Raw genomic sequence first — 18,602 nt, forward strand, 5'->3', positions numbered from 1 at the left:
CAGCCTAAAGACGAAAACGATCAAAAACCCTTTCCGATGGGATAACTATGCCCCATTGACAAAAAAGCAAAAAAGAGGTACTCGATTCACCAGAAAATTGTACTTTACCGTAGCGGAATTGTACTGTCGATCAGAGCAAATAATCATAAAAAAAAACCACGAAGGATATAGTTTCATCCTACGTGGTCAAATTTTATTGGATTTTCCAAGAAGCCCTACAAAAAAAAAGAGGCTGTCTCCTTCGTAAGAGACAGCCTCTTTTAGCACTTGTGCGGTGGATTAATCTTCTTTTTTCAACAAGGAATTTTCGTTGCTTACCAAAATGGGACGCGGAGCCTGGCTGGCCCGGTTCTCGGTGGGCTTTTCCAAGGCTTCTCTCTCGCGAAGCTCCCGGTTTTTGATTACCTCGTCTCCTGGTTTTCCGAAAAGTATCTGAAATACCTCGGTTCCATTTTTCGCTTTCCTAAGGTCTTTGACGATATCTGCCCATTCGTGGAAATTAAGATAAATCGGATTGTAGGAAGTGACGGGCTTGGTTATTCCGTAGTTGGGGCGTTCGCCTTCCGGCATGAAGGTACCAAATATTCGGTCCCAAATAATGAATGTGGAACCATAATTCTTATCCAGGTAATGTGCATCGCTCGCGTGATGAACACGGTGGTGAGAAGGCGTGGTAAAAAAGTATTCGATGGGCCTGGGAAGTTTTGTAATGTATTCGGTATGGATCCAAAACTGATACAACACAGCTATCTGATGACAAATAAAGAAGACAAAAGGATCGAATCCCATGAGCATCACCGGTACGAAGAAGATGATTTTTATATGTTGGGTCCATCCCAGGCGGAAGGATACCGAAAAGTTGTACTTGGAAGAATTGTGATGCGTAATGTGCGTAGCCCACCAAAAACGCTGCTCGTGCGCTACCCGGTGTGCCCAATAGCGGGCAAAATCAATGGCAAAAAAGCAAGCAATAAACGACCACCAGGTAGCGGGGATTTTCCAGGGTACCAGGTTCCAGCAAAACAATGCGATTCCAAAGATAAACACTTTAAGCAAGGCACTGATGCCCACGTTTACCAGGCCGATCGTCGTAGCAGCCAAGAAATCTTTCTTATCATAGGTGTCTTTTTTTTGGTATAAGCTAATTCCCCACTCGATGAATACCAATAAGAACATCACAGGAGCTGCCCACAGGATGATATTGGGCCATTTGTCCGCACCCAAATCTTCCATTGTTAAATGATTTTCAAACATAAATCGTGATTTTGGTTGATTTTTTATGGTTGTTAAAACGTTAAATTAATCATATTCCTCCTTTTCTTCAATGTTTTCGGGGATTTGTTGGAAAATAAAAAAAAGGCCTGTTTAAAAAAACAGGCCCGGTAAATATCGTTTAAATGTTTCGTTACTCGACGGAATCAGCTCCGCTTTCGGCGTCGATCGGTTCTATCGGCTGGCCCTCTGTAGGGAGTAGTGGCTCGTCATCGAAGGAAGGCGTCAGAATCTGTTTTTGCGCGTTTTCGACGTTAGGTGAACTAAACCCGGAAGGAGCGCTGGTTTTATGAAAGGCCGAAGATCCGAGCGACAGTACCAAAATGGCAATGGCCAATACCCAGGTCGCCTTTTCAAGGATGTTACCCGTTTTGGTTACACCCATGATTTGAGAAGCGCTTCCGCCAAATGCGGCCCCCACTCCTCCTTTGGAATTTTGGCCAAGAATAACCAAAATCAACAACACCGCCAACACTATAATGATACTAATTAGTACTACAAACATGTTTTATGCTTTTAATTTCTCAATTTGATCCGCAAAGTAAGTCTTTTTCTTTGGGAATTTCAATATTAATTTTCTATATATTTCAATGGCCTCCTGCTTTTTATTTTGCTTTACCAACAGCTTGGCGAAGGATTCGGAGAGCATGGAATCGTTTAAATGAGTGCTCTTTTCGGAAAGGTCTGGCAGGTCCGGCTGGGATTCTATCTGCTCACGTGGTAAGCGAATCGGCTTTTCCTGAAATGAATTGATTAGTGCTAGTTGTTCTTTTTTCCGATGATCCGATACCAACCGTTCCTCTTTTTTGGCAATGCTTTCGATCAAATCACTCCCCTCCGAATCCGGGTTTGCCCCCGGATTTACCTCCTTTTTTTTTTCTGGGGTTGCATCGGAAGACCCGCCGCCATCATTTTTTTTTATTTTTTTCAGGTTTTCCTCTAGCCTGCGCAGGATTTCATCCCGGTTGGGTCGGGAGCTGCTGGGTTCGGGTGTTTCTGGTATTGCGGCGGCTTCTGGCTGGTCCGGTTTGGTAGAGGACTCCTTTTCTGCCAGGTTGTTTTCTTTTTTTTCTTCTGCCACCTCTACGGACGGCAGGTCTGGAAAGCGAACCTGAGGTAATGAAATGCTTCCTGTAAGCAAGCCCTTTAGTCGTTTTCGATTGGGACTGAGCACGGCCGCGGCGTGCAACAGCGCATTTGACGTACCTGAGGATCGTTCCCACTCGTATTTCGCACCAAGTACCTTCGGTATCAAGAAATAGGGGAAATCCTCCTGCAAAGAAAGCACGTCTTTAAAATCTTCTGGACTCAATTGCTCCGATTTTTGAAGCAGGGCTAGAAATTCTTGAGCGTTCACAGCATTTCAGTTTACGTTACTTTTAGTAAGGTACTTATTTTTTTACCAATTAGCCACTGTTGAGGTGAAAACATCTTGGATGATGTTTTCAAATATTACTTCTACCAGTTCTGTCTCTACCTGCAGCAGGGAGGTGGTGCGGGGATCGTAATCCTGGAAAAACGAAAAGCTTTTCTTACCATTTTCTTCCTCGTTGGCCAGATTCACGAAATCCACTTCCACCCCTATTGTGATGCGCATCTGACCAGCTCTGTCGGGTTGGTTGCTGTTGGGATTGGATACCGTAGCCTGAGGACTGATGGTGTACCGGGTGATGGCTCCGGATAGCTGTAGGTCTCCGCTGTTTCGTATCAATTCCAATTGCGTGTTTCGCTGAAAATAATCCTTAAGCTCTTCCGTAAATAATTGCCCCATATTGGCCGGTCCTCCGCCGGAGTCATTGAAGAAATTCGCCACCGAAAAGGTCTTTGTGACGTTGTAATCCAGGGTGGTTCCCGTAAAGCTGTACTCTATCTTACAGGCATGCATCCAGCAGGATGCCAGGCAAATCAGAACCAGGGAAAACTTACTGGATGTCATACTGCTTTATTTTTCGATAAAGGGTCCGTTCCGAAATGCCCAGGTCCATAGCTGTGTATTTTCTTTTGTTCTGGTGTTTTTTTAGTGCCCTGCTGATCAATTCTTTTTCTTTTTTTTCCAACGATAGGGAGTGATCGTCCTCTTCGTGTACAATGTCCTCGATAATGTCTTCTTCGTAGCTGCTTCGTACCGATTCCTTCTCCTCTGCATTCGCATTTTTGTCGCTCAATGATTCCAGGACCAGCGGCAGGTTTTTGGAAGGAGCAGGACGGTCTTCGTAGGAATTATCCGTATCCATATCGTCAAAGAGCGTTTGGTGTTTTTTCATAATTGTTTGATCCAACCCGCCCGAACGATACGACTCAAGAATCAACTTTTTCAATTCGGTCATGTCTTTTTTCATGTCAAACAAGACCTTGTAGAGAATTTCCCGCTCGGAGAAATCCGAAAAACTATCCTGTTGCCCCTTGTTTCCAGGCAGGGAGGCAGGTAAACTACTTCCTTCTTTCGGTAAATACCTGGCAAGTGTATCGGCATCTACCTCGCGCTCCTGCTCCAATAACGAAATCTGCTCTGCTAAATTTTTTAGCTGCCGGATATTTCCCGGAAAAGGAAACTTGGTCAGCAGAATTTTTGCCTCATCGGTCAAAACAATAGGTTTTACCTGATATTTTTCCGAAAAGTCCGTGGTGAATTTCCGAAAGAGCAAGACCATGTCCTCACCTCGCTGCCGCAAAGGGGGTACAAAAATCGGAACGGTATTGAGCCGGTAGTACAAATCTTCTCTGAATTTGCCCTTTTCCACCGCCTTTAGCAGGTTTACATTTGTGGCAGCGATTACCCGCACGTCGGTTTTCAGGACTTTGGAGGAACCCACTTTTATAAACTCCCCGTTTTCGAGCACACGCAAAAGCCGGGCCTGGGTTCCAAGGGGCATTTCTCCGATTTCATCCAGAAAAATCGACCCTCCGTCGGTGACTTCAAAGTACCCTTTTCTTGCTTCGTGCGCCCCCGTAAATGAGCCTTTTTCGTGCCCAAAAAGCTCGGAATCTATCGTGCCTTCCGGTATTGCCCCACAGTTAATGGCAATGAATTTTCCATGCTTTCGCTTGCTAAGGGCGTGAATGATCTTCGAGAAAGACTCCTTTCCGCTTCCGCTTTCTCCCGTAATCAATACCGTCATTTCCGTGGGCGAGGCCTGCATGGCTACCTGGATGGCATGATTCAATAAGGGGCTGTTGCCAATGATTCCAAACCGTTGTTTGACACTAAGAATTTCTGATTCGCTGATTGGGACCATACCTTTTTTCCTGATTATCGGTCGATGACTTCTCCAAATAAGGTGGCTGAGGAGCAATCCGTAATCCGTACCTGCACGTAATCCCCGACCGCTAACCCTTGCGAAGGAACGATCACCACTTTGTTTGCGGAGTTTCTTCCCTTTAGTTCTGCGGCAGAGCGTTTGGATTGACCCTCAATTAAAATCTCCTGCACGCGGCCAATGTCTCGTTGGTTACGCATCAGGGAAAGTTGATTTTGTTTTTCGATGATTTCCTGGAGTCGCCGTTTTTTTATCTCCAACGGTACATCGTCTGGTAACTTTTTGGCGGCCAGGGTTCCGGGGCGTTCCGAGTAATAAAACATGTAGGAGAAATCGTACTGGACCAAATCCATCATGCTGAGGGTGTCCTGGTGTTCTGACTCCGTTTCCGTGCAAAACCCAGCGATCATGTCGGAAGAAATGCCACAGTCTTCGCCCAGGATTTCCCGGATTTTCCGAACCCGATCCAGGTACCAGTCCCGGTCATAGGTGCGGTTCATCAGGGCCAATACACGTGAATTGCCGCTTTGTACCGGCAAATGAATGTATTTGCAAATGTTGTCGTGCCGTTTCATGGTCAGCAGCACCTCGTCCGTGATGTCCTTGGGGTGAGAAGTGGAAAACCGCACCCGCAATTTAGGATCGACAAGTGCGACCATCTCTAGTAAATCGGAAAAATGGATCACTTCCGATAGTGCGGTCTCTTTCTTGGTCAGCCGGGCCTTGTTGTTTTCCTCTGCGGACCATTTGTAACTGTCTACATTTTGCCCCAAGAGGGTAACTTCCTTGTATCCTTTTTCAAACAGTTCGCGGGCTTCTTTCACGATGGAATGGGGGTCCCGGCTTCTCTCGCGGCCCCTGGTAAACGGAACCACACAGAAAGAACACATATTGTCACAGCCGCGCATGATGGAAATAAATGCCGTAACACCGTTGGAATTGAGCCTTACCGGGGAAATATCCGCATAGGTTTCCTCTCGCGACAAAAAGGTGTTCACCCCTTTGTTGCCTACTTCGGCCTGTCCTACCAGGTTGGGCAAGTCCCGGTACGCATCCGGCCCCACGACCAGGTCGACCAATTTCTCTTCTTCAAGCAATTTTTCCTTGAGTCGTTCGGCCATGCATCCCAGCACCCCGATCGTGAGTTCGGGGTTCTCAGACTTGACCTGATTAAACTGGCTTAGGCGCTTCCGCACCGTTTGCTCTGCTTTCTCCCGGATCGAACAGGTATTTAGAAAAATAACGTCCGCACTCGTGAAATCAGACGTCGTATCAAACCCATGGTCCTTCATAATGGAAGCCACGATCTCGCTATCAGAAAAATTCATCTGACAACCGTAACTTTCAATGTATAATTTTTTTGTTTTCCCCGTACTTTCATCCGCGGTGATCGCAACGTCACAACTTTTCTCTTCCTCATCCCGGATGATATCGATGTCTTTGATGATGTTTTCCATTGGCTGACTTTCTTTCAGACGGCAAATTTAATAAAATACAGACAGATTGTCAGGATAACGTCGCATTATTATGGAGCAAATATGCGGTTTGGATTTTCATTCGGGAAAAATTGAGATTACCCCTGATTTTTTGTAAATTTTTGGTGTAGTCTTTGATACGATTGGTCTGAACAATAAATTGTATGTAACACGGGAGTGGGTTGTTTATCCACTCTTTTTTTTACCCATATTTGTAGTCTTGAGCAAGCGAAAAAACATACTGCGACAGATTTTTAAAGTAGCCGGCTGGATTTCCCTGGTCCTGTTCCTACTTCTGGCAGTCCTGTTGCTATTCATTCGAAGTCCTTTTGGTCAGAAACTACTCGTAGGCAAAGCGACGAGCTACGTATCCGAAAAAACAAACACGAAATTTTCCATCGATCGCTTGTTTGTCACCTTCCGCGGCGATCTTTTTTTGGAAGGTCTCTACCTGGAAGACCAAAGAGGAGACACGCTTATTTATTCACACCGGCTGGAGACCGGAGTGTCCTTGCTCCCCTTTTTTAGAAAAAATGAACTTGCCATTTCCCGTTTGGAATGGGAAGGCCTGCAGGCAAACGTTCGCCGGGATACATCCGGGACCTTTAATTTTGATTTCCTTCTGGAGGCATTTTCGGGTTCCCCAGCGGATAGCACCTCCCGTTCCGAACCACAGCAGGAGCAACCCCAGGCCTTTCCGGAAATTTCTACGGGCCCGGTAGTCCTTCAACAGTGGAAAATCCGCTACGAGGACGATTTTTCCGGTACGGACGCTACCCTGGACCTGGGCGAGTTGAACGCAAAATTGGAGAGGATGTCCCTGGACAGCATGGCGTTTCATGTTAGCAACCTCCATTTTGAAAATAGTGAGTTTAGTTACATCCAACGGGAGCCGCTTCCGGAAGAAACGGATAGCAGCGATTCAGAACTTGCCCTGCCCTTGCTTATCCTGGATCGGTTATCCCTCAGCAATATTCACGTACAGTATCAATCTTTACCGGATGGCATGGATCTGGAGGCTAGTATTGGGGAGTTTCTGCTGGATTTGCCGGAAGCAAACCTGCCGGAAAAACGCATTCGTATCAACCGAGTACAGCTCAAGCACAGCCAGGTGGCCTACCGCAGTTTACAGGAAGAAGGTGATACGAGAACCGGGTCCACAGCGGATGCTCCAGCAGATGATTTTTCCTGGCCGGAATGGAACATAGAACTGGCTTCCCTGGATTTGGTAGAAAACGAAATAAGGTATCAGGTGGCAGATAAGCCTGTCCGCACCGGAGAATTTGATCCCGATAATTTGGTGCTTACAGGTATCAACATGGAGTTTGATCACGTGTTTTTTACTACCCGGGGGGCCGGAGCTTCCGTTAAGCAGTTGGCTTTCCGCGAGCGTTCCGGATTTGCCCTGGAGAAGTTTCAGCTGGATCTTGGCATGGACACTACAGGCCTGCGGCTGGAGGAGATCCGGATGGCTACTGGCTCGAGTAAGCTAGCCGGTGCCTTGAGCCTTTCGTTTGAGTCACTGGACCGTTTCATTGCCCGGCCGGAAGACTCCGGCTTTGCGATCCGGCTTGGTGAGTTGGGGCTGGGCTTGACGGATGCTTATTATTTTGCTCCGGAGTTGCGGGAAGATCCCTACCTTCGAATACTCGAAAGCAAGCCCCTTTCCGGGGAAATCGAGGCCTCGGGTACGTTGCAGTCCGTGAAACTCGAAAACGTTGCAGCGCATTGGGGAAGCCAGACAGGGATGCATTTGCACGGCCAAATCGGGTCACCGATCGATCCCGAGCGGATCTCCTGGCGGTTAGACACCCTTACGTTTGCCAGTGTTCGGGAGGACTTAAACCGGCTTTATCCGCAGGATAGCCTGGGGATCGCTTATCCGGACAATCTGGGCCTGGCGCTTCGTAGCGAAGGGACCCTCGAGGAATTTTCCCTAAACTCCCGGTTGGATGCCTTCGAAAGCAGCATGGGCCTGGAAGCAACCGCTACCGCGGCCGAAGGTGGCTACACCTACGCTCTTCGGTCCGATTTATCCAGCTTTCCCCTGGGCAACTTGTTGCAGAATTCCGAGCTTGGAAACCTCGGCTTTACGCTTATAGCGGAAGGAAATACCGGACCTCCCGAAGCTCTGGACCTGGTGCTCGAAACCCAAATCAGCGAATGGGAGGTATTCGGGCACGACTATGCCGGGCTTCGGTTGCAGGCGGACATTTCGGAAGGTCTGGGAAAGTTGGAACTATCCCAGGAGGAGGAGTTTCTCGATTTGCAGCTGCGGGCGGAGGTAGACCTGGATCCTAACGATTTCGACCTGCAGCTGGATTTCAATCTCAACGGCGCTGACTTGAACGGGTTGAACCTAAGTTCCCGCATGCTCCGCATAGGAATGGACCTGACGGCAAATGCGAAAGGAAACGGCAGCAGTTACGAGTTGCAATCCCAGCTTAGAAACGGTACCGTGGTGCTGGAGGAGCAATCCTTGCCTATGGGTGATTGGGATCTTGCGCTTGGCGTCAGTCCGGATACCACTGACTTTAGGGTAGAGAGTAATTTGTTACAGGGAACCCTTCATGCAAATGCCGATCCGAGCCGCATTATGGACGGGCTGCTTCGGCATGTTAACCGGTATTTTTCCGACAGCCTGCCCCGGTTGGACAGGCAGGATTCTACGGGACTACTGGCAGATTTGGTGCTTAAGGTACGTCCCACGCTTTTACTTGACGAGGTGGTCTTGCCGGGGCTGGAGCGAATGGATGAAGGATCCATCGAAGTTACTTTTGACGAAGCAAATGCGGCCCTGGAGGGAAGGGTTGATTTCCCGTACCTGTCCAATTCCGGTTTAGTCATGGATAGTCTGGGTATTCGAATTCACAGCGATTCGGAGAATTTTGACTTTGGTTTCGGGCTGGTAGGATTGGAGTCCGGCCCAGTCTCTTTGGGACGTACCTACGTTACTGGCAAAATTCTTGAAAAAATGCTCTACCTGGACTTCAATGCCTGGGATGAGGAGGAGTTGCTGACGCACGTCGCCTTTGATGTGAGCCCCGTCCCGGATAGCCTGCGTATTCACGTAAATCCAGACAGCCTGATTTTTAACCGAAAAGAATGGACGGTTCCTCCGGATAACGAGGTGCTATTGGGTCCTTCGTTGATCGGTTTTCGTGAGTTCGCATATAGCAGGGAAGGTCAGGAATTTTCGATTGCGAATAAGGGCGATGATGCCATTGCGCTGAAATTTAATGATTTTCGACTGGCGACCTTTACCACCTTGTTAAATACCGATGAGATGGTCGCATCCGGCCTGTTGAACGGGGAGGTAGTGGTTGAAAACCCATTTGGTGCCACCGGCTTGCTAGCGGACATTACGATTCGGGATCTGGGCTTTTTAGAAGTTCCGCTCGGAAACTTGAGTTTGAACGCGGCTACCTCGAGCCAGAATAGCTATGATTTTGATTTGGCGCTTGCAGATAAGGGCATTGAATTGCAGCTTTCGGGAGGCTATAGAGCTGACCCGGAGGGAGCTCAATTGGATCTTGCGCTTAATCTCGAACGCCTGGACATGGACGTTTTGGCCGGGCTGTCTGCTGGCAACATCCGAGACGGATCGGGCTACCTGTCAGGTTCATTTGGCGTGGAAGGAAGCATCAATTCTCCCAGGTACCAGGGTTCCCTTCGCTTTCAGGATACAGAATTCAGTGTTTCTGCTTTAAATGCTGCCTTTACGCTGGACAATCAGGAGATTGACTTGGATCAGACCGGAGTTTTCCTGAATCAATTGACCATTCGGGATGCCCAGGGCAATGAATTTAAACTCGATGGGGAAATTTCAACAGAAAGCCTCAGCAATCCGGGATTTGATTTGGCGTTGGAAACCAAAAATTTCCGCGTATTGAACTCCACCGTGGAGGACAATGATCTTTTTTACGGAGATGCGATCATCGGTGCCAACGTAACCGTTCAGGGTGATTTGAACTTACCGGTAGTGGATGCCGAATTGACCATCGAAGACGGCACCAACCTGAGTTTTGTGGTTCCGGAGAGTCAACTCGATGTGGTAGAACGAGAGGGCGTGGTCCTTTTTGTTAACCGGGAGGATCCTGAGGATGTGCTTACCAAACGAATGGACGAAAACGTCAGTGCCGGCTTTTCCGGTTACCAAATATCCGCATTACTCAACGTGTCGTCCTCAGCCATTTTTAACCTGGTCATCGATCAGCGATCCGGGGACAATCTGCTGGTGGAAGGTGCCGCGGACCTGCGGTTAAACATCGATCCCAATGGCCGCATCAACCTTACCGGCAGGTACGAACTGAGCAGGGGGCACTATGAACTCAGTTTGTACAACCTGGTCAACCGGAAGTTTGATATACAAGAAGGAAGTTCCATTACCTGGGCCGGGGATCCCCTGGATGCAACCCTTGACATTACGGCCATCTACCGCATTCGAACGTCTGCGGCAGGACTGATGACGGCTGCGGCAGCCGGCGGGAGCAGGGAAAACATGGCACAATACCGTCAGGAACTACCCTTTCTGGTCTATTTGATGATCAATGGCGAGCTGCTCAGCCCACTGATTTCCTTTCGGATGGACATGCCGGAAGACCAGCGTGGGGCTGCGGGCGGTAGTGTGTATGCACAGGTACAGCAATTGAACAACCGGGAAGGAGAACTAAACCGACAGGTTTTTTCCCTGATGGTATTGAACCGGTTTTTTCCCGATGGGGACAATGCCGGGGGCGGAAGTACCGCGGCCATGGCAAGGTCCAGCGTAAGTCAGCTACTTTCGGGGCAGCTAAAAAGTCTCACGGATAATGTATTGGGAAACAGCGGGCTGGAACTGGATGTGGATTTGGATAGCTTTCAAGACTACCAGCAGGGGTCTCTTCAAGCCCGAACCCAACTCAACCTGAATGCCAGGAAGCGGTTTTTAGACGACCGACTGGTGGTGCAGGTAGGTAGCCAGATTGACATTGAAGGCAGCTCCCAAAACCGCGGCGCGGAAAACACCCTGCTGGGAAACGTCAGCATCGAATACCTGCTTACCGAAAACGGCAGGTATCGTCTCCGCGGATTTCGAAAAAATCAGTTTGAAAGTTTTATCGACGGGCAGTTGGTGGTCACTGGTGTCTCGGCCATTTTCAATCGAGAGTTTAACCACTTTCGCGAGTTATGGAAAGGCATCGAAACCCGCAGAAATGGCAGCAACCTTATGGCATCACCGACAGAAAACCCAGAAAAAAACCCAGAAAATTAACATGGATACCAACCGTTTTTTGCAGTTGTACCGCTTGGATACATCCTGGCTATTCGCTCTGGTACTGGTAACCACATCCTGCAACGTCAGCAAATACCTGCCCGAGGACGAGTTTCTCTACACGGGCGCCCACCTGGAGATCGTACAGGAAGCACCCGTAAAGGGAATGAAAGCCGTCCGTGAAGAGCTCCAGGGACTGCTTCGCCCCAAGCCAAACAGCAAAATTTTGGGGCAGTACCTGGGATTATGGGCGCATTATAAAATGCAACAGGAGCATCCCGGATTTATCAACCGCTTTATCTATAACAGACTTGGGGAAGAACCGGTGTATTTTAGCCAGGTGCAGCCCGAAAAAACCGAAGAACTGCTACTCAACAGGTTGGATAATAACGGGTTTTTTTACGCGGAGGTGTTGTCCACGAGTTCGCGAGATGCCAAGAAAGCGGATATTACCTATCAGGTAACCCTTCCTCCGCCGTATTCACTGAGAAACTACTATTACGAGCAGGACAGCCTGCCCATTGATCGGCACCTAAAAGAACTTCTGGAAAGCAGTGAGCTTACCTCTGGAGATCGATTTGCGTTGGACAAAATGAAGGCGGAGCGGGAACGAATAAATACGGCACTCAAAAATCGGGGCTTTTATAATTTTAATCCCGACTACCTGATTTTTGAGGCCGATACCAACCAATACGAGGGGCGTGAATACGATTTGTATGTACGCCTAAAGGAAAGCGTTCCCGAGGAAGGCATTCTTCCCTACCAAATCCGGTCCATCCGTGTTTTTCCCAATTACTCCCTGGATGAATACGGCGCAGGTACGGATACGACGAGGATCGAGGGGGTGGAATTTATTCAGGAACAATTTTCTTTTAAACCCGAACTGCTGCGGCAATACCTGCTCATCGAAAAGGGCGGACTATTCAATGCGCAACGGTCCCGGCTTACCAGTAACCGCCTTTCGGGCATTGGCAATTACCGCTTTGTGAACATCCGCTACACGGAAGTTGCCGGGGAGAAAGACGGGGAAAGCGGCCTCTTGGATGCCAATATTTACCTATCTCCGTTGGATAAACGCTCGGTTCGGGCCGAATTGCAGGGGGTTTCCAAGTCGAACAACTTTGCCGGCCCCGCGTTGCTTTTGAACTACCGAAATAGAAACCTGTTTTTCGGTGGAGAAACCTTTGATTTGACAGGGAAGGTAGCCTACGAAAGCCAGATCGCATCCGGAGAACGGGAGGGATTGAATGCCTTTGAGTTTGGCCTAAAAGGAGACCTGATTTTTCCACGAGTGGTGTTTCCTATTCCCATCAAGGAGCGTTTTGCCTATTCCGTGCCCAAGACCAAGATCAGCCTGGGTTCCGAATACCAGGACCGCAGGGGACTTTACCGCTTGAATAGCCTTTCCGCGTCCTACGGATATTTTTGGAACGCCAATCGGTTTGTATACCACGAGATTACCCCGATCAGCCTAAACTTTGTAGATTTGTCCAACACCTCGGGGGAGTTTGAGGAAATACTGAACAACAATCCATTTTTGCGGCAAAGTTTCGAGCAGCAATTTATCGCCGGGGTTACCTACAGCTATGCTTTCAACAAGCTGATGGATACGTACCGAACCCACAGCGTATACGTCGGTGTCAATATGGACCTGGCCGGATTTGGTCTTCGGTTTGCCAACAACGTCTTCAATGGGGCTGACCCCAATACCTTTCTCGGATTTACTTATGCGCAATACAACAAAGGGGACATAGATTTTCGGTATTACTTGCGGTTTACGGAAGAGAAGTTACTGGCACTTCGCTTGTTTGGGGGAGCGGGACTTCCCTATGGAAATTCGGTTTCGCTTCCGTTTGTGAAACAATATTTTTCGGGTGGTCCGAGCAGCGTACGTGCGTTCCGCATTCGATCGTTGGGGCCTGGGTCCTTTCGGCCTGACAGCGAGACGACGGCCAATTTTTTTGATCAGGCGGGAGACGTGCGCATCGAAGGAAATCTGGAATTTCGCTTCCCGATTTTTTCGTACCTAAAAGGAGCCGTTTTTGCCGATGCAGGAAACGTTTGGCTCATAAACGAGAACGAAGCCCTACCGGGAGGTAAACTGGGTAGCGATTGGTACCGGGAATTGGGAATAGGGGCTGGCCTTGGATTGCGGGTGGATATTGAGTTTTTTGTTCTCCGGTTTGACCTGGCCACCCCTTTGCGAAGGCCCTACCGTGAGGAAGGGCAGCGATGGGAAAGAGATTTTCGGTTTGGGGACAATGACTGGAGAAAGGAAAATTTTATTTTTAATTTTGCAATCGGGTACCCGTTTTGATTCCAGCCTCAAACCGGCGGTGCGCCAATATGGTCAGCCTTTTTCACACGGCATGGAGCAAGCGGTCTGGGACCTTCCCAAGGATGTGCGATGTTCTCCGCGGAGTTAAGGAAAAGACCCTACTACCGATAATAATGGCTTTCGATCAGCCCAAAAAGGGGCAAAAAGCAAGTCGCTAACCCATGCAAGCCGGTGTTTCCCGGAAATTAACAAACGTTTTTGTCGGGCATGCATCCATTTCTGCGCGAAGACCGAGGCTTACACCGGTGTTCCCCTATTTTTTCCAAGGGACTAATTGGGGCTTTCCTTTTCATTTATTTCCATTTTCAGGAATAAAATTGCAGTTTTGCAAAAATACCTACCGCACATGACCGTACGCTTTCAGTCCCTAAAAATCATCACTGAAAAGGAACTACTTCCTCCCGCTGATTATCTTTTTGATGGCCATAAACTCACGAAAGCTAGCACCGCTGCCGCTGCAGACCAGGAGGTCAGGGTTGATTGCTCAGGATTGCTCGGTTCCAGGGGATGGACCGACTTGAGGTGTTTTTCCGGTGAGCCAGGCCAGGAATACCGAGAAACCCTGGAAACCCTGGCCTTGGCGCTCATCCAGGGAGGGATGACCGAGGCGGTGCTACTTCCAAATACCCAGCCACCCCTGCAATCCAAAAATGAGGTGGCCTATGTACAAAGCAGAACGGCCGGGTTATTCCCAACCTTTCACATTCAGGCGGCGGTAACAAAAAATTTTATGGGGGAGGAATTGACGGAAATGCTCGATCTCAACCATCACGGGGTTCGGATATTTGGGGAAGGGATGGAGCCCCTGGCGCACTCGGACCGGATGATGAAAGCGCTTCAGTACCTTCAAAAGTTCGACGGCGTACTTTTTGACCAAAGCGTAGACCCGATGCTGGCCCTTTTTGGGCACATGCACGAGGGACTGGCCTCTACCCGGCTGGGGCTTAAAGGTATCCCGGATCTGGCGGAGGAAGTAGCTATTCAGAAAAACCTGGAAATTCTCCGGTATACCGGAGGAAGACTACACATTCAGACCGTAAGTACCCGCGGTGCATTGGAGCAAATCCGCAAGGCGAAGAAAGAGGGGCTGGCAGTTACCGCAGATGTATCGATTTACCAGTTGCTGTTTTTTGACAAAGATCTGCGGGAGTTTGATACCCGTCTGAAAGTGATGCCGCCCTTTCGGGGAGATTCCCAACGGGAAGCCCTGATAGAAGGATTAAAAGACGGAACCATCGATGCCCTGGTATCCAATCACGTTCCTCAGGATACCGATGCCAAAAACAGGGAATTTGACCTGGCACCCTTTGGAATGTCTGGTTTGCCGGCATTTGTACCGGCAGTGGTGACGCTTGCGGATGAATTAGGCTATCCCTTATTGGTCAGCAAACTTACTTCAGGACCACGACGGGTTTTGGGACAAACGGAAGACGACTGGACCAGCCTTACGGTTTTTGACCCCGAAGAAGTGTGGGAATTGAACGAGGCTACAAACGCTTCGCTAGCCGAAAATAGCCCTTATTGGGGCCAGTCGGTAAAAGGCCGGGTGAAATACCTGATCAATCGTGGAAAAATGGAGGGACTTTATGTATAGGTACTGGAGGGCGGCGTATCCGTTTGGACTTTCGGGTGCTGGCCTATGCCTGTTGGGGATGTTGGTCATGTACCTGCTGCAGGTGGAGCCCATTCGTATGAACCTCATAATCGGGTACATTTTTACGCCCATTTTTGTTTTTTTTGGGATCAAAGGCTTTCGGGATGGCTACAATGGGGGAGAGTTGTTCTTTAGCCAGGGGATGACGGTGGGATTCTTTGTCTACACGCTAATTGCTCTACTCTCCGGACTCTATGTATTTATTTTCCTTCAGGTAGACGCACAGGCTTTTGAAACATTCCGGCAGGTGAACCTGGATCTAATGAGCGACAATCAGGAGGTGCTGAAGGAACAGCTAAACGAGCAGGCCTACGCCGATACCTACGCCAGTATTGCGGGGATGAGCCGGGGGGATGTAGCCATGAACGATTTTCTCAGAAAAATTTTCCCGGGTTTGTTCTTTACCATTATTATTTCCATAATTTTAAAGAGGACTAGTCAAAATCAATAACATTCTGCATCATGGACTTACAACCACAACCAACAAATTCCCCAGCGAGTAGCGCAGTAAAAACAGGGCTGATTATCGGTCTTGTCATGCTCAGCATCAATTTTATCGTGTATTTCATTGATTACAGTTACCTCGTAGCTGGATGGTACGGTTTTTTCGTAGTGGTATTGTTTTTCGGACAGGTGATTTACTTCGGCAAGCAATACCGAAAAGAGATCGGTGGGTTTATGGATTTTGGTACGGCGTTTCAGTTTTCCCTCGTCACACTCATTGTATCCGGCTTTATCAGTACCCTCGGAAACATGCTGCTGTATTTTGTCATCCATCCCGGACTTCCTGAATTGCTGGTTGAGACCCAATTGGAAAACATGGTGGCCATGTTGGACAGTTTCGGAGCAGGTGACAGCCTATCCGGCGATCAGATCGACGAGATGCGTGAAGAAATGGCTTCCAATTTTACTCCCCTGGGCCAATTCAAAGCCTTTGGCATTTCACTGATAATCTATGCCATCCTTTCCTTGATCCTGGGAGCCATTTTTAAAAAAAGAGACAAATCAAACGATTACTAAACCTGCATGCCCGAGCTATCCATCCTTATACCCGTATACAACGAAGAAGAATCCCTTCCCGAACTCCAGGATTGGATCGTAACGGTGGTGGATGATGCCGGGTTGGATGCGGAACTTCTATACATTGACGACGGATCCACGGATGGATCCTGGAAGGTGATCCAATCCCTGTCCAAAAAAGATGCTCGGGTAAAAGCCGTTCGGTTTATCCGCAATTACGGAAAATCCGCAGCCCTGGATGTGGGCTTTTCGCGGGCCGATGGGCAGGTGGTAGTGACCCTGGACGCAGACCTTCAGGACAGCCCCGAAGAAATCCCCGAGCTTTACCGCATGATTCGGGAAGAGGGTTACGATCTGGTGAGTGGCTGGAAACGAAAGCGCTACGATCCCCTTTCCAAAACCCTGCCGTCCCGCTTTTTCAACGGCGTTACCCGGCTTTTGTCCGGGATCAAGCTTCACGACTTTAATTGCGGACTTAAGGCCTACAGCCAGCGGGTGGTAAAAAACATACACATCTACGGAGAAATGCACCGGTACATTCCCCTGATCGCCAAATGGAATGGATTTGGTAACATCGGCGAAAAAGAGGTAGCCCATAGGCCCCGAAAATACGGTACTACCAAGTTTGGACTGGAGCGATTTGTTCACGGTTTTTTGGACCTTATTTCGGTGTCTTTTGTCAATCGGTACCGCAAGAATCCCATGCATTTTTTTGGTGCCTTCGGCACGCTTTCCTTTTTGTCTGGCTTTGGCATCACCATCTGGCTAGCCCTCGAAAAAATTCAAGGATTGCGCAAGGGAATTGCGGTGCGGGAAATTACCGATCAACCCCTATTTTTTCTTGCGCTTGTGGCCCTGATAATTGGTGTGCAGTTATTCCTTACCGGATTTCTCGCCGAAATGATGACGTCCAATAATTCCGGAAAAGGCGATTACAACATTTCTGACGAGATCAAGAAGAATAGCTGATGCGTTTTTCTGTGATTGTTCCGGTATATAACCGTCCAGCGGAAATCAGGGAGCTGTTGGAGAGTCTGTACCGGCAGACCTACACCGACTTTGAAGTGTTGATTGTGGAGGATGGATCGTTTCTGACTTGCGCGGATGTCGTTGCTGACTACCGGGAAAAGCTGGATTTGCGGTATCATTTTCAGGCCAATACCGGGCAGGGCTTTGCACGAAACAAAGGCATGGAATTGGCAGAGGGCGATTATTTTGTATTTTTTGATTCGGATTGTATCCTCCCGCCGGGTTACATGGATGCCCTGGAGCAGGCCATTCAGACCCGGGGACTGCAGGCACATGGCGGACCGGATGATGCCGATGATACCTTTTCTGCCTGGCAAAAGGCCATGAATTTCAGCATGACCTCTTTCTGGACGACGGGAGGCATACGGGGCAAAATGAAAAACCCGGCGAAATACCAGGCCAGGGGGTACAACATGGGATTTTCCCGGGAGATCTACGAGCGTTTGGGGGGATTTGTGCATGCAAACATGGCGGAGGACATCGAAATGAGCCTTCGAATAAAAAAAGCCGGTTTTCGCCTGGAGCTGGTTGAAAAGGCCCTGGTGTATCACCGGCGGAAGAATACCCTGAAATCCTTTCTGCGACAAAGTTTCCAATTCGGTAGAAACCGGGTGTTCATTCGCCGATTTCATCCCGAAGCCGTAAAGGCGGTTCATCTCTTGCCGGTATTTTTCCTTTTAGGGCTCCTGTTTCTACCAGTGCTTGCGCTGATCGCCCCCCAGGCAGCGCTGGTAATGGTACTGGGGATTCTGGCATGGACGCTGCTTGTTTTCTTTTCGGCTTTTGAAAATCTTCGGGTGGCTTCCTATGCCGTCCTCACTTCTTACGGGCAACTGCTTGGCTACGGGCTGGGCATTCTTCGGGAATTTTTATTTCCGGATACGGAGGACAAGTAGGCTTTTTCCCGAATCAACGTTCGGCACCAAGGGAATACGCGCCGGTATAATACAGGTAATGGGCAATGGTGGCAACGGCCGGTGTTCCGTTTATGAGACTTCTTTTTTTGCCCGATGGCCAACAAATACTGGGTAGGCATGCGCAACGAAATCCCGTTTTGTATCCAGTATTTACATGAGCCGTACCTGCTTCTGGCAATTCACGTTTAAAATAAATCATATTTACTTTTGAAAATGAGCCCCCTTTTCTATATTTGCCCAACCTTATGAAACAAACGAATCAAATTTGGTGGTGGCTTTCTTACTTCTTTTAAAGGGAGAACAGCTATCCATTGCCCAAATTTGTTAGTGTAACGATACCATGGCTTGCTGGACTCCCGGCAAGCCTTTTTTTATTTTAAACACAC

13 protein-coding genes are annotated in these 18,602 nt (G+C 48.7%); 7 read left to right on the forward strand and 6 right to left on the reverse strand.

All coding sequences use genetic code 11. The annotated features are described in order from the left end of the window. Positions 1–279: 279 nt before the first annotated feature. The 6 genes from GCU44_RS01435 to miaB form a co-directional block, all read right to left on the reverse strand. Positions 280–1,254: a sterol desaturase family protein gene (locus GCU44_RS01435; RefSeq protein ID WP_154852827.1), complete on the reverse strand. Its 975-nt coding sequence runs from the start codon at positions 1,252–1,254 to the stop codon at positions 280–282. Positions 1,255–1,405: 151 nt separating this feature from the next. Then, entirely contained in the window at positions 1,406–1,777 is a 372-nt protein-coding gene (gene secG, locus GCU44_RS01440) for a preprotein translocase subunit SecG (protein WP_154852830.1), read from the reverse strand. Positions 1,778–1,780: 3 nt separating this feature from the next. Then, positions 1,781–2,629: a hypothetical protein gene (locus tag GCU44_RS01445; RefSeq protein WP_154852833.1), complete on the reverse strand. Its 849-nt coding sequence runs from the start codon at positions 2,627–2,629 to the stop codon at positions 1,781–1,783. Between the two features lie 42 nt (positions 2,630–2,671). Continuing rightward, entirely contained in the window at positions 2,672–3,208 is a 537-nt protein-coding gene (locus tag GCU44_RS01450) for an LptE family protein (RefSeq protein WP_154852836.1), read from the reverse strand. After that, positions 3,195–4,508 (reverse strand): sigma-54 interaction domain-containing protein, encoded by a 1,314-nt coding sequence (locus tag GCU44_RS01455; RefSeq protein ID WP_154852839.1) that lies wholly within the window; start codon positions 4,506–4,508, stop codon positions 3,195–3,197. The genes GCU44_RS01450 and GCU44_RS01455 overlap by 14 nt, the downstream gene beginning before the upstream one ends. Before the next feature lie 14 nt (positions 4,509–4,522). Continuing rightward, entirely contained in the window at positions 4,523–5,986 is a 1,464-nt protein-coding gene (gene miaB / locus GCU44_RS01460; RefSeq protein WP_154852841.1) for a tRNA (N6-isopentenyl adenosine(37)-C2)-methylthiotransferase MiaB, read from the reverse strand. 238 nt (positions 5,987–6,224) lie between these two features. Between miaB and GCU44_RS01465 the strand changes: the two genes are divergently transcribed. The 7 genes from GCU44_RS01465 to GCU44_RS01495 all read left to right on the forward strand — a co-directional run bounded on the left by GCU44_RS01465 (position 6,225) and on the right by GCU44_RS01495 (position 18,195). Then, positions 6,225–11,258, forward strand: a complete 5,034-nt coding sequence (locus GCU44_RS01465; RefSeq protein ID WP_154852844.1) for a translocation/assembly module TamB domain-containing protein — start codon at positions 6,225–6,227, stop codon at positions 11,256–11,258. Then, complete coding sequence (gene tamL / locus GCU44_RS01470) at positions 11,200–13,575, forward strand: translocation and assembly module lipoprotein TamL (RefSeq protein WP_241684803.1); 2,376 nt, start codon at positions 11,200–11,202, stop codon at positions 13,573–13,575. The genes GCU44_RS01465 and tamL overlap by 59 nt, the downstream gene beginning before the upstream one ends. A gap of 367 nt (positions 13,576–13,942) precedes the next feature. Further along, positions 13,943–15,190, forward strand: a complete 1,248-nt coding sequence (locus GCU44_RS01475) for a dihydroorotase (protein ID WP_154852847.1) — start codon at positions 13,943–13,945, stop codon at positions 15,188–15,190. After that, positions 15,183–15,701: a DUF4199 domain-containing protein gene (locus tag GCU44_RS01480; protein WP_154852850.1), complete on the forward strand. Its 519-nt coding sequence runs from the start codon at positions 15,183–15,185 to the stop codon at positions 15,699–15,701. Before GCU44_RS01475 ends, GCU44_RS01480 begins: the two co-directional genes overlap by 8 nt. Before the next feature lie 11 nt (positions 15,702–15,712). Continuing rightward, on the forward strand, positions 15,713–16,270 hold the full coding sequence (locus tag GCU44_RS01485; protein ID WP_154852853.1) for a DUF4199 domain-containing protein: 558 nt from the start codon (positions 15,713–15,715) through the stop codon (positions 16,268–16,270). 6 nt (positions 16,271–16,276) lie between these two features. Beyond that, entirely contained in the window at positions 16,277–17,239 is a 963-nt protein-coding gene (locus tag GCU44_RS01490; RefSeq protein ID WP_092175240.1) for a glycosyltransferase family 2 protein, read from the forward strand. Next, positions 17,239–18,195 carry a glycosyltransferase gene (locus GCU44_RS01495; protein WP_154852856.1) on the forward strand — a complete coding sequence of 319 codons (957 nt, stop codon included), beginning with the start codon at positions 17,239–17,241 and terminating at the stop codon, positions 18,193–18,195. The genes GCU44_RS01490 and GCU44_RS01495 overlap by 1 nt, the downstream gene beginning before the upstream one ends. The last annotated feature ends 407 nt before the right edge of the window (positions 18,196–18,602 follow it).

The organism is Cyclobacterium xiamenense (genome assembly GCF_009467825.1).
Lineage (GTDB): Bacteria > Bacteroidota > Bacteroidia > Cytophagales > Cyclobacteriaceae > Cyclobacterium > Cyclobacterium xiamenense.